Here is an 11832-nt window from a genome sequence, read left to right as displayed (position 1 = left end):
TCGCAGCGCTGAACAGAGTGAGTCTGCCAGGAGAGCCCGCATGGATGCGGGCGAAAGGTGGGGCTGGAACAGGGAGGTTCCATCCCCACCGGTCCGTCAGGCAGACGAATGACGTGAAGGTACCGCGTCAGCGGCGCGAGGACCGCCCGTCCCTGAGCGGCCCCAGGCTGCGTTATCACCCCAGGCTTAACTGACAAGCATTAGGGCGATGTCCCCATTTTCAGGCCGGGTTCTTGCCGTCCATCATCCCCTTCACCAGCTCAATGCAGCGCAAAAAGCGCGTGTCGTAATCATCCTCGCGCACGTGCACAAACTCGACGTTATTTTCGCGCAGCATGGTCACCAGCATCGACTGAAACTCGCGCCGATCCACCGAGCTGCCCAGGCTGCGCAGGCCGTCCGCCACCCAGGGCACGTTGTTCTCCAGCAGGATCACCAGGTCGAAACGGTATTCGTCGATCAGCGCCTGCACAAAGGGGTGTTCGCGCCCTTCATACTTCAGGCAGAACGCCTGGGTGGTGATGAAATCGGTGTCGATAAAGGCGACTTTATTGGCATACTTCACCGCAAAGTCGATGTACTGCGCCTGGCCAAGGGCGATCTTGTCGTAGTCGGAATATTGCAGCGCCATTTCGTCGCCGCCCAGATGAGAGAACACGTAGTCGCGGCCATACTCCCAGGCGCTGGTGGTGTTAAAGATATTGGCCAGCTTGTTGACCAGCGTCGACTTGCCGCTCGACTCGCCGCCGAGCACGGCGACGGTGCGCACGAAAAAGGGCTTCACCTCGGTGGGAATATATTCCCAGTAGCGAAACGGATCCTGACGGATCTGCTCGCCGCTGATATTCATAAAGGATCGCGCCGGATCGACCAGCACGGTGCGCACGCCCAGATGCTGCTGATACATCTCCGCGTCCGCGGTTTCGCTGGTGTAGATGCAGTCGGGGGCGATGCCCTGATCGCTGAGAAAGGTTTTTACCCCTTCGCTCCAGACGTCCCAGCCGTGCGGATAGGGCTCAATACCCTCTTCGTTGAACGAGTGAATGCGGATATTTTTCTGATATTTAAAGGTCTGCAGCAGCCAGCGCAGCCGATCGCTGACGGTTGGCTGCTGCGACATGGCGCTGTTCTCGAACAGTTCGCGATCGCGCGGCTCGTCGTGCCCCATAATGATATGCAGCTCGTCGACCTGGCTGCAGGCGCGCTGGATCAGGTAGATATGGCCGGTGTGCAGCGGATAAAACTTGCCGAACACCACGCCGACGGTTTTATCGCGGCGCGGAAACTCCAGCCCGAGAAAGCGATGCAGCGCTTCCAGCTTCTGCGCGCTCGGGCTTTTAATTTTGGCGTTGAGCAGCTGGCTCAGGTAGCCCTTGGTCATCCCGCTGGCGTCGGCCACCTGCTGCAGGGTATGCCCCTGCTGGCGAATGGCGGTTTTCAGATAGTCGAACGACGTCATGCTGCCTCCTGCATGGATTGAAGTTGCTGCGAGTGTACCCGCTCAGCCTTTAAAGCTCATCCAGTATCGCCAGCGCGTCCGCCAGTTTTTTCGCGCTGTAAACTTTCATGCCGTCGACCGCTTTTTTCGGCGCGTTGCCGGCCGGCACGATGGCGCGCTTAAAGCCGTGCTTGGCCGCTTCAGAGATGCGCTCCTGGCCGCTCGGCACCGGTCGGATCTCGCCCGCCAGCCCGACTTCGCCGAAGATCACCAGATCCTGCGGCAGCGGACGGTCGCGCAGGCTCGACACCATCGCCAGCAGCAGCGCCAGATCGGCGCTGGTTTCCGTCACCTTCACGCCGCCGACCACGTTGACGAACACATCCTGATCCGCCATCTGCAGGCCGCCGTGACGGTGCAGCACCGCCAGCAAAATCGCCAGCCGGTTCTGCTCCAGCCCCACCGCGACGCGGCGCGGGTTGCCCATCATCGAGTGATCCACCAGCGCCTGGATCTCCACCAGCAGCGGACGCGTGCCTTCCCACACCACCATCACGGAGCTGCCGGCGGTGACCTCGTCGCCGCGCGACAGGAAGATGGCCGACGGGTTGCTGACCTCGCGCATGCCCTGTTCGGTCATGGCGAACACGCCCAGCTCGTTGACCGCGCCAAAGCGGTTTTTATGGCTGCGCAGCGTGCGGAAGCGCGAGTCGGCGTCGCCGTCCAGCAGCACCGAGCAGTCGATGCAGTGTTCCAGCACTTTCGGACCGGCCAGCGAGCCATCTTTGGTGACGTGGCCAACCATGACGATCGCCACGCCGCGCGTTTTGGCGAAGCGCGTCAGATAGGCGGCGGTTTCGCGCACCTGCGCCACGCTGCCGGGCGACGACTGGATATCCGCCATGTGCATCACCTGGATGGAGTCGATCACCATCAGCTTCGGCTCTTCCTGCTCGGCGATCTGGCAGATCTGCTCGATGCTGGTTTCCGACAGCATGTTGAGGTTTTCGCTTGGCAGACCGAGGCGGTGGGCGCGCATCGCCACCTGCTGCAGCGACTCTTCACCGGTGACGTAGAGGGTTTTCATCTCCTGCGCCAGACGACACATCACCTGCAGCAGCAGCGTCGATTTACCCGCGCCGGGGTTGCCGCCGATCAGGATGGCGCTGCCTGGCACTACACCGCCACCCAGCACGCGGTCGAACTCTTTAAAGCCGGTGGAGAAGCGCGGCAGCGCTTCCAGGCTGATCTCCGACAGCTTCTGCACCCGGCTGACGCCCGCGCTGCCGGCGTAGCCGCTCAGGCGCTCATTGCGCGCCGCCGCCGGCGACGCCGCAATCCGCACTTCGGTGATGGTGTTCCAGGCGTGGCAGGCGCTGCATTGCCCCTGCCAGCGCGGATAATCTGCGCCGCATTCGTTACAAACGAAGGCGCGTTTTGCCGCTTTGGCCAAATCAGTACCTCTAACGCTCTTCGTGAATCAAGCTGCCGCTGAGGATGCAAAATACGCCCATCAGATCGGCATGACGGATAGTCACCTGCGTCTGCTCATTCACTTTCGGTTTAGCATGATAAGCGATACCCAGCGCCGCGGCCTTAATCATCGGCAGGTCGTTGGCGCCGTCGCCGATGGCGACGGTTTGATCCGGCGCGATGTCGAAACGCTGCGCCAGCTTCTTCAGGGTATCCGCTTTGTATTGGGCGTCGACAATCTGCCCCAGCACTTCGCCGGTCAGTTTGCCGTCGCGCATCTCCAGTTCGTTGGCGGCGACGTGCGCCAGATGCAGCCTGTCGCGCAGGTATTCTGCAAAATAGGTAAAGCCGCCGGAGGCGATCGCCACCTGCCAGCCCAGCGCCTGCAGCTTCTGCACCAGCTCGGTCAGGCCCGGCATCAGCGGCAGTTCATCGCGCACCTGCTTCAAAATGTTGGCGTCGGCGCCTTTCAGGGTCGCCACGCGCTGGCGCAGACTGGCGGCGAAGTCGAGTTCGCCGCGCATCGCGCGTTCGGTCACTTCCGCCACCAGCTCGCCGCTGCCCGCCAGTTTAGCGATCTCGTCGATGCACTCGATCTCGATCGCCGTGGAGTCCATGTCCATCACCAGCAGGCCCGGCGTTTTCAGGTGCGGGATCTTGCCGAGCGGCGCCACGTCGAGGCCGTTGTCGTGCGCCAGCTTTGTGGCGCGCGGCGTCAGCGAGCCGGCCAGCCGCACCACCTGATACTCATCGATGCGCCACGCGCTGACGATGACCATTGCCGCACCAAGCTGATGCTGATAATCGGTCAGCTGCTGTTTATCCAGCGCGCGACCATAGAGCAGCCAGCCGGTCCGACCGGCACGGTAATCCAGCGGCATCACTTCGTCGCCGCTGAGGGAAAGAGGTAAACCCGGCCATTCGGAGAGTTCGGCGGGCAAATCGCACCAGGTAAGACGGTTCGGCATCAGAGCTCCTGTAGGGGGACAACAAAACCACGCAAGAGGCTACCTTGTCTGCGCCGCTTCTGGCAACATAATCTCCTGGTTTCTGTTGTGACGTGACACGGGTTATTGATGGCTAAAAGCGCACTGAAATTTCGCTTACATCGCACGGTGATTGTGCTGATCTCGCTGGCGCTGCTGGTCGTGCTGATGCAGGGCGCCTCCTGGTTTAGTCTCGGCCATCAGATGGCGCGTTCCGAGCAGGTAGAAGAGCTGGCGCAGACCCTGACGAAGCAGGTCGCCTTCAGCCTGTCGCCGCTGATGGACAACAGCGACGACAACCGCAGCCAGATCGAAGCGATCCTCAATCAGATGACCACCAACAGCCGCATTCTTGACGCCTCGGTCTACGCCGATGACGGCAGCCTGGTGGCGCACAGCGGCGAAAATATCAATGTGCGCGATCGCCTGGCGCTCGACGGCAAGCGCGCCGGCAGCTACTTCAACCATCAGCTGGTGGAGCCGCTCGGCAACAGCGACGGCCCGCTCGGCTTTTTGCGCGTTACGCTGGATACCCACGTGCTGGTGACCGAGTCGCGCCAGGTGGACAACACCACCAATATTCTGCGCCTGATGATGCTGCTGGCGCTGGCCATCGGCATTATCCTGTCGCGCACCCTGCTGCGCGATCGCCGCACCCGCTGGCAGCAGTCGCCGTTTCTGCTGACCGCCAGCACGCCGGTTAAAGAGGATCGCGACGACGACGGCGAAAAGCAGGATCCAGCGCCTTAAGCCATCTGCGCGATAGTCGCGTCGAGCGCCTGCAGCTGCTGCAACGCCCGCTGCGCAATGACGCGAAACCCCTCGCTGAGGCTCGCGTCATCCATAAGCTGTTGCCAGTAGGCCTTCGCCATCGCGCTGGCGGGCTGCCAGACGGCGCGCGGCAGCGCCGCATCCACCTGCAGCGTCACGCTGCTGCGCATCTGCCCCAGACGGTCAGGCGCCAGCGCCATCGGCAACATATCGTAGGCGGGCGTCAGCGTCAGCCTGTCGCCTTCCACAAAGAAAGAGAGATTTCCCGCATGCATGTCGCTGTTGGCGATCAGGCGACCAAAAGCCCACTGTAGCGCGCCGCGATTGGCATCCTGCGCGCCGATCTTTTTCGCCTGCGCCAGCTGGCGCAGCGCGACAGGCCAGTTCGCCAGGCTACCGAGAAACTCGGCGCCGACCGCCTCCAGCGAAGCCATGCCGCGTCGCCCTCGTTGCTTAATGCGGTCAAAGCGTGCGACTTCAAGGAACAGCTGCGAATTTACCTCAATCAGCTCACTGCGCGCGGCCGGCAGGTTATGTTGCGCCAGCAGGGTCAGCGCAACATGTTCGGCGCGCAGCAGATCGCGCCAGCGCTGGCTGTTATCGTTGTCGCGCTGACCGCTAAATTTCACCAGACAGTGACCAGCCTCTTCGCTGTAACAGAGAAATTTCGGCTGTTCGCCGCCTGCGGAGGAGCCAGGCTCCTCGCCGCCCAGCGCCCGCTCCGCCAGCTGAGGATAACGCTGCGCTTTCTCATGCTGGGCAATGACGTGCGGCTCGCGGGCGGTAAGCCAGCGCTGATAAGCAGCCTGACCGATGAGCCAGTCGCCGGGCATATCGATGCCGGTTTCTCCCAGCGCCAGCAGGCTGTGATCGTCGCTCCACAGGCGGATATCGGGCGGCAGGCCGAGCGCCGTGGCGCTTTCCTGGCCCCATGCGCGGCCTAAGAAACCCTGCGGGCGCATATCGTTGAGAAACCAGGGTAGCCCGGCGTAAAACTGCCACTGGCCCGCTGCGTCCTGCACCACGTAGCTTCCCTGCGGCCACACCGGCCGCAGCGTTCCCGCCGCATGGGCGCGCCCCGTTTCGTCAATGCGCCACAGCGGCCACTCGTCAATGTGACGGACTGGACGCAGCAGCGCATAGCGCGTCGCGCGTGCGCGACCAACTTTTATGATCTCTTTTTGCCGGGCCACCAGCCGCGACAGCGTCGCCTGGCTGACGTTAAGCCGGGCCATCAGTTCTACCGCCGAGAGCGGTTCCCCCAGCAGCAGCGAACTCAGCTCAGACATAGCGCGCTCGTGAATAGATTGGTGAATAGATTCGTGAATAGATACTACATGAAAAAAGGCCCATTAAATGGGCCCTGGCAGCAAAAAATCGCCGTTGGCGTGAATAGATACTCAGGCGAGCAGCAGCGCCTTTAGCTCGCCCAGCGTCTTCACCGTCCAGGTGGGACGAATCGCTTCCGGCAGCGGACGCGTGCCGTGATCGAGCCAGCAGGTTTTCACGCCGGCGTTCATGCCGCCGAGAATATCGGACTCGGGTGTATCCCCAACCATCAGCACGCGGCTGCGATCGGGATTGCCCATCTTCTCTAGCGCATAGTCGAAAATCGCCGCGTCCGGCTTAGGCACGCCGACCTGCTCCGAGATCACCAGCGCCGAGAAGTAGTCGCGGAAGCCGGTGCGTTCGAGACGCGACTGCTGCAGCGCGGTAAAGCCGTTAGTGATAATGCCCATCGGCACCTTCTCATGCAGCGCATGCATCAAACTGACCGCGCCCTCCAGCGGCATGCAGATCTCCGACATTGCGGAGAGAAAGCCGCTGTTCAGCACGTCGGGCGCCACGCTCAGCTTCTCCGCCCAGCCGGTAAAACGGCGCGTCTGCAGCTGTAGCGCGGAGATAGCGCCGTTCTGGTAATCGACCCACAGCGGCTTATTGATCGCCTGATAGTCGGCGTAATCCTGGTCGGTAAACTGAACGTCGTAGCCGGCGAAGAGACGCTGCAGGCCGGCGAAGGCGTCAAAATGAAACAGGGTGTCGTCGGCATCGAACAGGATGCAATCCCAGTCTTTTAACATTACAGCTCCTTAAAAGCCTACAGCGTCAGCGCCATGATGATGGCGTCTTCACGTCCGCTGGCGGTGGGATAGTAGTTGGGACGGCGGCTGACCTGGTGAAAGTCGAGCTGCTCGTAGAGGGCGATAGCGGGATGGTTAGAGGCGCGCACCTCCAGCCACAGCGTCATGACGTCGCGCTTTTCCAGCTCGGCGATAAGATGCTGCAGCAGCTGACGCCCGTAGCCGCGCCGCTGAAAAGCGGGATCGACGGCGATATTGAACAACGACGCCTCGTCCAGCACCACCTGCGTGATGGCGAAGGCGGCCATCGCGCCGTCGACGTCGAGGCGATAGTTAAGAAAACGTTCGCCCTGATTGCTGGCGAAGGTCTGTTCGCGCCACGGAAAGGCGTGGCTGCGGCACTCAATGGCGAAGGCCTGGGCGGTGTCCTCAGGGGTGAGGAAAGAGATCGCTGTCATGGTTACACATCTGTTGCCAGAGCGCGCGTTTCGCCGCGCCGCTGCTGGAGAGTTCATTTAAAGAGGCGGAGTGCAGCGCGACGGCGCTAAAGGGATGCGGCCCGTCGATGCCGATCAGCCAGCCCGCGCAGTCGAGCGATTCGGGCAGCATCTGTAGCTGATCGGGGGTCAACGCCATCACCTGAGCGGGCTGCAGGCCGAGCGCATGCAGTACGTCGCGCACCAGCGGCTCATGCAGGCCGGGCGCGATGTCAGCGACGATAATCAGCTTTGTGCCGGGCGTCAGCCGCACCGCGATTTCGCCCTGAAGCGCGCGCGGGCGACGCAGTTGATACTGCGTTATTCCCATTTGCTGTAACAGCCAGTCGCGCCTGGAGGTCATGTTTTACCCTTGATGTGCTGCCGGAATGCGACGCTATGCTAGCAAACCCATCGAACATGCGCCAACAAACCACTATAATCGCCGCTCTGATCTTACAGGAGCCTTTCATGTCTGCTTTTACCCCGGCCAGCGAAGTCATACTGCGCCACAGTGATGAATTTACCGCCCGCCACGTCTTGTTCGCTGGCGATATGCAGGATGACCTGCCCGCTCAGCTGGAGACCGCGTCGTCGCGTGCGCATACCCAGCAGTATCATCACTGGCAAAACCTGAGTCGCCGCCTGGGCGAACGGGCGCGTTACGGTCTGGTGGCAACGCAGGAAGACGTTGAAGGCTGCGACACGCTGGTCTACTACTGGCCGAAAAACAAGCCGGAAGCGCTGTTCCAGCTGATGAACCTGCTGTCGCTGCTGCCGCTGGGCTGCGATATTTTCGTCGTGGGCGAAAACCGCAGCGGCGTGCGCAGCGCCGAAGGCATGATCGAAGAGTGGGCGACGCTGGATAAAATCGACAGCGCGCGCCGCTGCGGCTTCTATCACGGCCGCCTCGACAGCCAGCCGACCTTCGACGCCGAAAGCTTCCGCGACAGCTACGATCTCGACCCGCTGACCATCTGCACCCTGCCGGGCGTCTTCAGCCGCGACGATCTCGACATCGGCAGCGCGCTGCTGCTGACCACGCTGGCGCCGCACACCAAAGGCAAGGTGCTGGATATCGGCTGCGGCACAGGCGTGCTGTCGGCGGTGCTGGCCAACCATTCGCCGAAGGTGCGCCTGACGCTGTGCGACGTGCACGCTGCGGCGATTGAGGCGAGCAAGGCGACGCTGGCGATCAACGGCTTCGAAGGCGAGGTTTTCCCCAGCAACGTCTTCTCCGACGTGACCGGCCGTTTCGATCTTATTCTCTCTAACCCGCCGTTCCACGAAGGGCGCGAAACCAGCCTGGACGCGGCGCAGACCCTGATCCGCGGCGCGGTGAAACACCTCAACACCGGCGGTGAACTGCGCATTGTTGCCAACGCCTTCCTGCCCTATCCGCAGGTGCTGGACGAGACCTTCGGCAGCCACGACGTGCTGGCGCAAAACGGCCGCTTCAAGGTCTATCGCGCGGTTTACGGCCGCGGCGCCCGCGCGCGCTAAGCCTCCGCGACGGCGAAAACGTTGCTTTTTGCAGCAGTCAATTCGCCGTCGCGAAATATCTGTTGACGCCCGGTGTAAAATCTCTAGAATGCGCCTCCGTGGTTGCAATACTGTCATGTATTGCTGGACGCGAAGGTGGCGGAATTGGTAGACGCGCTAGCTTCAGGTGTTAGTGTCTTAACGGACGTGAGGGTTCAAGTCCCTCTCTTCGCACCAACAACCACGATTTTCATCTCGCATCGCACTGCGCGAAGGTGGCGGAATTGGTAGACGCGCTAGCTTCAGGTGTTAGTGTTCTTACGGACGTGAGGGTTCAAGTCCCTCTCTTCGCACCAATGCGGCGATATGAAAACAAGATGACTCAAATGCGAAGGTGGCGGAATTGGTAGACGCGCTAGCTTCAGGTGTTAGTGTCTTAACGGACGTGAGGGTTCAAGTCCCTCTCTTCGCACCAGAGTTGTCCCTCCCTGCTTTCTCTCTCTTGATTTACTTTCCCTGTTACGCTGCATGAAAATTCACTGCGATGGCCGCTAAGCCGCCCGCTAACGCGAGGCACGACGGCAGCAGCAGATAGTGTCGCATCCGGCGATGAAACAGCATCACCACCGTCAGCAGCAGCGCCACGATCATCACGATACGCCACTGGCTAAAGCTCGGCTCCCACAGGGCAAAGCACGGCAGCGCCGCGCAGGGCAGCAGCACGCCCCATGCGCTATCCAGTTTTTTCCCCATCATCCAGCTGAACCCCCACAAGCCGCAGGCGGCGAACATAGCCATTAACATTGCGTCGACCTCAAATGATAAGCATTACCATTATCATATGATAATAAATCTCATCTTGCAGCCTGTTTTTTACGCTTCCCGGTCGGAAGATGACAGACCAGTTGGAAAATGCTAGATTGCGGCCGATAACACCTTTTATAACACAGCAAATTTGCTCATTGTCCGGCAGAATAATTTAACTCCGCCGGAATGCGCTTTGATATTTCAGGGCCGTTTCGAGTATTAATAATGAAATTACAATCTTACGATGAATTGAAACACAGCAAATATCAGCTATCGCTGATGCTATTCCTGTTTTTAAATGTCGCCGTATCGTTTTTTTGCCTGATCCCCTTTACCGGCAGCCCTGGGACGGAAATGTCATGGCCGGTTATTATTATCGCCTTGTTTAGCACCACCACCTTAATTGCGAGTTTAATCAGGCCCAAACGGAAATTGCCTTTATTAAATCCTGTGGCCCTGCTGCTCGGCGCGCTGTGGGCCTGGCATATTGACCATCGCTACCATCAGGTTTTCTATTTCGACGGCAGCTTTTTGATTATTAGCCTGCTGAGCGTCTTTTTTATCAGCGCTATCGCCCTGAGTGATTATCTGACGGCGTTTTGTCTGCACATCACGCCGCCAGTGGTGACGGTGCTGCTGCTGGATCGCGGCGAGCATCTGGCGATGCTGCTGCTGACCATCTCTCTGCCGCTGATCGGCTTTTCCCTGCAGCACCTGATGCGCCGCCGCGTCGACCACTTTACCCGCCGACTGATGCGCCAGCTCTATGAAGAGAAAGAGACTTTCAGCGATCTCAGCATGCTCGACCCGCTGACCGGCCTCTATAACCGCCGCGGCCTGAAAAACCGGCTGGACAATATTCTGGAAAATCACGCCGGCAGCCACTTTGTGCTGCTGCTGGATATCGACCACTTTAAGGCCTACAACGACAACTACGGCCACGCCATGGGCGACCAGGCGCTGGCGCGCGTCTCAGTGGCGATCCGCGACGCGGTGCGCTCGCGCGATGTGGTGGTGCGCTACGGCGGCGAGGAGTTTCTGGTGCTGATGACCAACGTCAATGCCTCTATCGCCATGAAGCTGGCGGAGCGCATCCGCCAGTACGTGCTCGATCTGGAGATCCCCCATCGCTTCAACGAAAAGGTCTCTACCCACGTCACCGTCAGCGCCGGCATCGCGCCGATTTTTGACGATGAATTCGATCAGGCGGTCGCCAATGCCGATCGCGCGCTGTACGTGGCGAAAAACCAGGGCCGTAACACCATTCTCGCCTGGGAGGATCTGCCGAAAACCCTGCCTGTGGAAAGCGAAGCGCACTAACTTCTGCCTCAGCGAAGGCGGCACCACGCCCTTTCGCTGAGCGCGGCCAGCAGCTGCCCCCCACTCCCCGCTGCGCTAAAAACAGCCGACTTGTGAATAGAACTAAGAACGATTATCATTCTTTCTTCTCCTTTTCCAGGGCGCGTGAACCAGCATGTCGACCATCAGGCAGCATCCGCAACGCTTTCAGCAGACTCAGCCGATCTTTATGCAGCGCGATCGCACGCTGGCCTGCGCGCTGCGCGACCTGATGCGCGAGCAGCGCAGCTATATGCTGGAAACCATCCACCTTGATGAAACCGCGCCCGCCGACGCCCTGACGCTGGCCGACTGGTCGCGCCCGGAACAGTTCCCCGCGCTGGCGCAGCGCTACAGCGACTACCTCTATCGTCAGCATCCCGACGCGGTGCAGGAAGCAAAACCGGTGCAGTCGCTCTGGGCGCAGTGGTATTTTGGCCTGCTGCTGCCGCCGCTGATGCTGGCGCTGCTGGCGGAATCGCGCCCGCTCGACTGCTCGCCGCAGCATATTCGCGTGCAGTTTCATGAGCAGGGCTATCCCTGCGGCTTCTGGATCGATGCGCACGAAGATGAAGAGGCGCGCTATCTCAACGCGCCGCAGCGTATCGACCGCCTGATACAGCAGCATCTGATCCCGGTGGTCAACGCCATCGCGCAGCATGGCGGCATCAACGCCAGGCTGATCTGGAATAATATGGGCTTCTCTTTTCACTGGTTCCTCGGCGAGCTGAAACCCCTGCTGGACGACGACACCCTGTTGCAGCTGGAGCAGGCGCTGTTTTTCACCAGCCGTCTGCTGGACGGCAGCGATAACCCGCTCTACCGCACCATGCTGCCGCGCGACGGCGAGATGGTGCGGCGCAGCTGCTGCCAGCGCTACCGTATTCCCGACGTGGAACGCTGCGGCAACTGCACCCTCAGCGTATAAAAGCGCCGCCCGACGCGATTTCCGCCTTTCTCTCGTTTACACTTTTTCCGCC

Annotated in this window: 12 protein-coding genes and 3 tRNA genes; 7 read left to right on the top strand and 8 right to left on the bottom strand. The window is 60.7% G+C overall.

Annotated features, from left to right (window positions below):
• Window positions 1-220: 220 nt before the first annotated feature.
• The 3 genes from nadR to serB are packed head-to-tail and all read right to left on the bottom strand — an operon-like array spanning window position 221 to window position 3879.
• A complete protein-coding gene (gene nadR, locus B2J69_RS21780) occupies window positions 221-1459 on the bottom strand; it encodes a multifunctional transcriptional regulator/nicotinamide-nucleotide adenylyltransferase/ribosylnicotinamide kinase NadR (RefSeq protein ID WP_081142325.1) in 1239 nt (412 codons plus the stop codon).
• Window positions 1460-1508: 49 nt separating this feature from the next.
• Window positions 1509-2891: a DNA repair protein RadA gene (radA, locus tag B2J69_RS21775; RefSeq protein WP_081142323.1), complete on the bottom strand. Its 1383-nt coding sequence runs from the start codon at window positions 2889-2891 to the stop codon at window positions 1509-1511.
• A 10-nt stretch (window positions 2892-2901) separates the two neighbouring features.
• The gene (gene serB / locus B2J69_RS21770; RefSeq protein ID WP_081142321.1) at window positions 2902-3879 is read right to left on the bottom strand and encodes a phosphoserine phosphatase; all 978 of its coding nucleotides are present in this window, start codon (window positions 3877-3879) and stop codon (window positions 2902-2904) included.
• A gap of 108 nt (window positions 3880-3987) precedes the next feature.
• On the opposite strand from serB, the gene B2J69_RS21765 reads away from it, so the two are divergent.
• A complete protein-coding gene (locus tag B2J69_RS21765) occupies window positions 3988-4647 on the top strand; it encodes a YtjB family periplasmic protein (RefSeq protein WP_081142319.1) in 660 nt (219 codons plus the stop codon).
• On the opposite strand, the gene yjjJ is transcribed toward B2J69_RS21765, so the two are convergent.
• The 4 genes from yjjJ to B2J69_RS21745 form a co-directional block, all read right to left on the bottom strand.
• Window positions 4644-5957 carry a type II toxin-antitoxin system HipA family toxin YjjJ gene (gene yjjJ / locus B2J69_RS21760; RefSeq protein WP_081142317.1) on the bottom strand — a complete coding sequence of 438 codons (1314 nt, stop codon included), beginning with the start codon at window positions 5955-5957 and terminating at the stop codon, window positions 4644-4646. The two genes, B2J69_RS21765 and yjjJ, sit on opposite strands and share 4 nt — an antisense overlap.
• A gap of 111 nt (window positions 5958-6068) precedes the next feature.
• Entirely contained in the window at window positions 6069-6749 is a 681-nt protein-coding gene (gene yjjG / locus B2J69_RS21755) for a pyrimidine 5'-nucleotidase (protein ID WP_081142315.1), read from the bottom strand.
• Window positions 6750-6766: 17 nt separating this feature from the next.
• The gene (gene rimI, locus B2J69_RS21750) at window positions 6767-7207 is read right to left on the bottom strand and encodes a ribosomal protein S18-alanine N-acetyltransferase (RefSeq protein ID WP_081142313.1); all 441 of its coding nucleotides are present in this window, start codon (window positions 7205-7207) and stop codon (window positions 6767-6769) included.
• A complete protein-coding gene (locus tag B2J69_RS21745; RefSeq protein WP_081142311.1) occupies window positions 7179-7589 on the bottom strand; it encodes a DNA polymerase III subunit psi in 411 nt (136 codons plus the stop codon). The genes rimI and B2J69_RS21745 overlap by 29 nt, the downstream gene beginning before the upstream one ends.
• 107 nt (window positions 7590-7696) lie before the next feature.
• On the opposite strand from B2J69_RS21745, the gene rsmC reads away from it, so the two are divergent.
• The 4 genes from rsmC to B2J69_RS21725 all read left to right on the top strand — a co-directional run bounded on the left by rsmC (window position 7697) and on the right by B2J69_RS21725 (window position 9182).
• Complete coding sequence (rsmC, locus tag B2J69_RS21740) at window positions 7697-8728, top strand: 16S rRNA (guanine(1207)-N(2))-methyltransferase RsmC (protein ID WP_081142308.1); 1032 nt, start codon at window positions 7697-7699, stop codon at window positions 8726-8728.
• Window positions 8729-8857: 129 nt separating this feature from the next.
• Window positions 8858-8944: transfer RNA gene (locus B2J69_RS21735), tRNA-Leu, on the top strand.
• A 32-nt stretch (window positions 8945-8976) separates the two neighbouring features.
• Window positions 8977-9063 (top strand) — tRNA-Leu (locus tag B2J69_RS21730).
• A gap of 32 nt (window positions 9064-9095) precedes the next feature.
• Window positions 9096-9182 (top strand) — tRNA-Leu (locus B2J69_RS21725).
• A gap of 44 nt (window positions 9183-9226) precedes the next feature.
• Here the strand turns inward: B2J69_RS21725 and B2J69_RS21720 are convergent.
• The gene (locus B2J69_RS21720; protein WP_081142306.1) at window positions 9227-9511 is read right to left on the bottom strand and encodes a DUF1435 domain-containing protein; all 285 of its coding nucleotides are present in this window, start codon (window positions 9509-9511) and stop codon (window positions 9227-9229) included.
• Window positions 9512-9739: 228 nt separating this feature from the next.
• On the opposite strand from B2J69_RS21720, the gene B2J69_RS21715 reads away from it, so the two are divergent.
• Both B2J69_RS21715 and fhuF read left to right on the top strand, forming a co-directional pair.
• Entirely contained in the window at window positions 9740-10834 is a 1095-nt protein-coding gene (locus tag B2J69_RS21715) for a GGDEF domain-containing protein (RefSeq protein WP_081142304.1), read from the top strand.
• 154 nt (window positions 10835-10988) lie between these two features.
• Entirely contained in the window at window positions 10989-11780 is a 792-nt protein-coding gene (gene fhuF, locus B2J69_RS21710; protein WP_081142302.1) for a siderophore-iron reductase FhuF, read from the top strand.
• The last annotated feature ends 52 nt before the right edge of the window (window positions 11781-11832 follow it).

The organism is Pantoea latae (genome assembly GCF_002077695.1).
Classification (GTDB): Bacteria; Pseudomonadota; Gammaproteobacteria; order Enterobacterales; family Enterobacteriaceae; genus Pantoea; species Pantoea latae.
The sequence above is the reverse complement of the archived record's forward strand: the minus strand, read 5'-3'. Positions and strand labels throughout refer to the sequence as shown.

Bases quoted from the DNA above. Each gene is read 5' to 3' on its own strand.
- nadR (WP_081142325.1), bottom strand. From the start codon at position 1,459: ATGACGTCGTTCGACTATCTGAAAACCGCCATTCGCCAGCAGGGGCAT.
- serB (WP_081142321.1), bottom strand. From the start codon at position 3,879: ATGCCGAACCGTCTTACCTGGTGCGATTTGCCCGCCGAACTCTCCGAA.
- B2J69_RS21765 (WP_081142319.1), top strand. From the start codon at position 3,988: ATGGCTAAAAGCGCACTGAAATTTCGCTTACATCGCACGGTGATTGTG.
- yjjJ (WP_081142317.1), bottom strand. From the start codon at position 5,957: ATGTCTGAGCTGAGTTCGCTGCTGCTGGGGGAACCGCTCTCGGCGGTA.
- yjjG (WP_081142315.1), bottom strand. From the start codon at position 6,749: ATGTTAAAAGACTGGGATTGCATCCTGTTCGATGCCGACGACACCCTG.
- rimI (WP_081142313.1), bottom strand. From the start codon at position 7,207: ATGACAGCGATCTCTTTCCTCACCCCTGAGGACACCGCCCAGGCCTTC.
- B2J69_RS21745 (WP_081142311.1), bottom strand. From the start codon at position 7,589: ATGACCTCCAGGCGCGACTGGCTGTTACAGCAAATGGGAATAACGCAG.
- rsmC (WP_081142308.1), top strand. From the start codon at position 7,697: ATGTCTGCTTTTACCCCGGCCAGCGAAGTCATACTGCGCCACAGTGAT.
- B2J69_RS21720 (WP_081142306.1), bottom strand. From the start codon at position 9,511: ATGTTAATGGCTATGTTCGCCGCCTGCGGCTTGTGGGGGTTCAGCTGG.
- B2J69_RS21715 (WP_081142304.1), top strand. From the start codon at position 9,740: ATGAAATTACAATCTTACGATGAATTGAAACACAGCAAATATCAGCTA.
- fhuF (WP_081142302.1), top strand. From the start codon at position 10,989: ATGTCGACCATCAGGCAGCATCCGCAACGCTTTCAGCAGACTCAGCCG.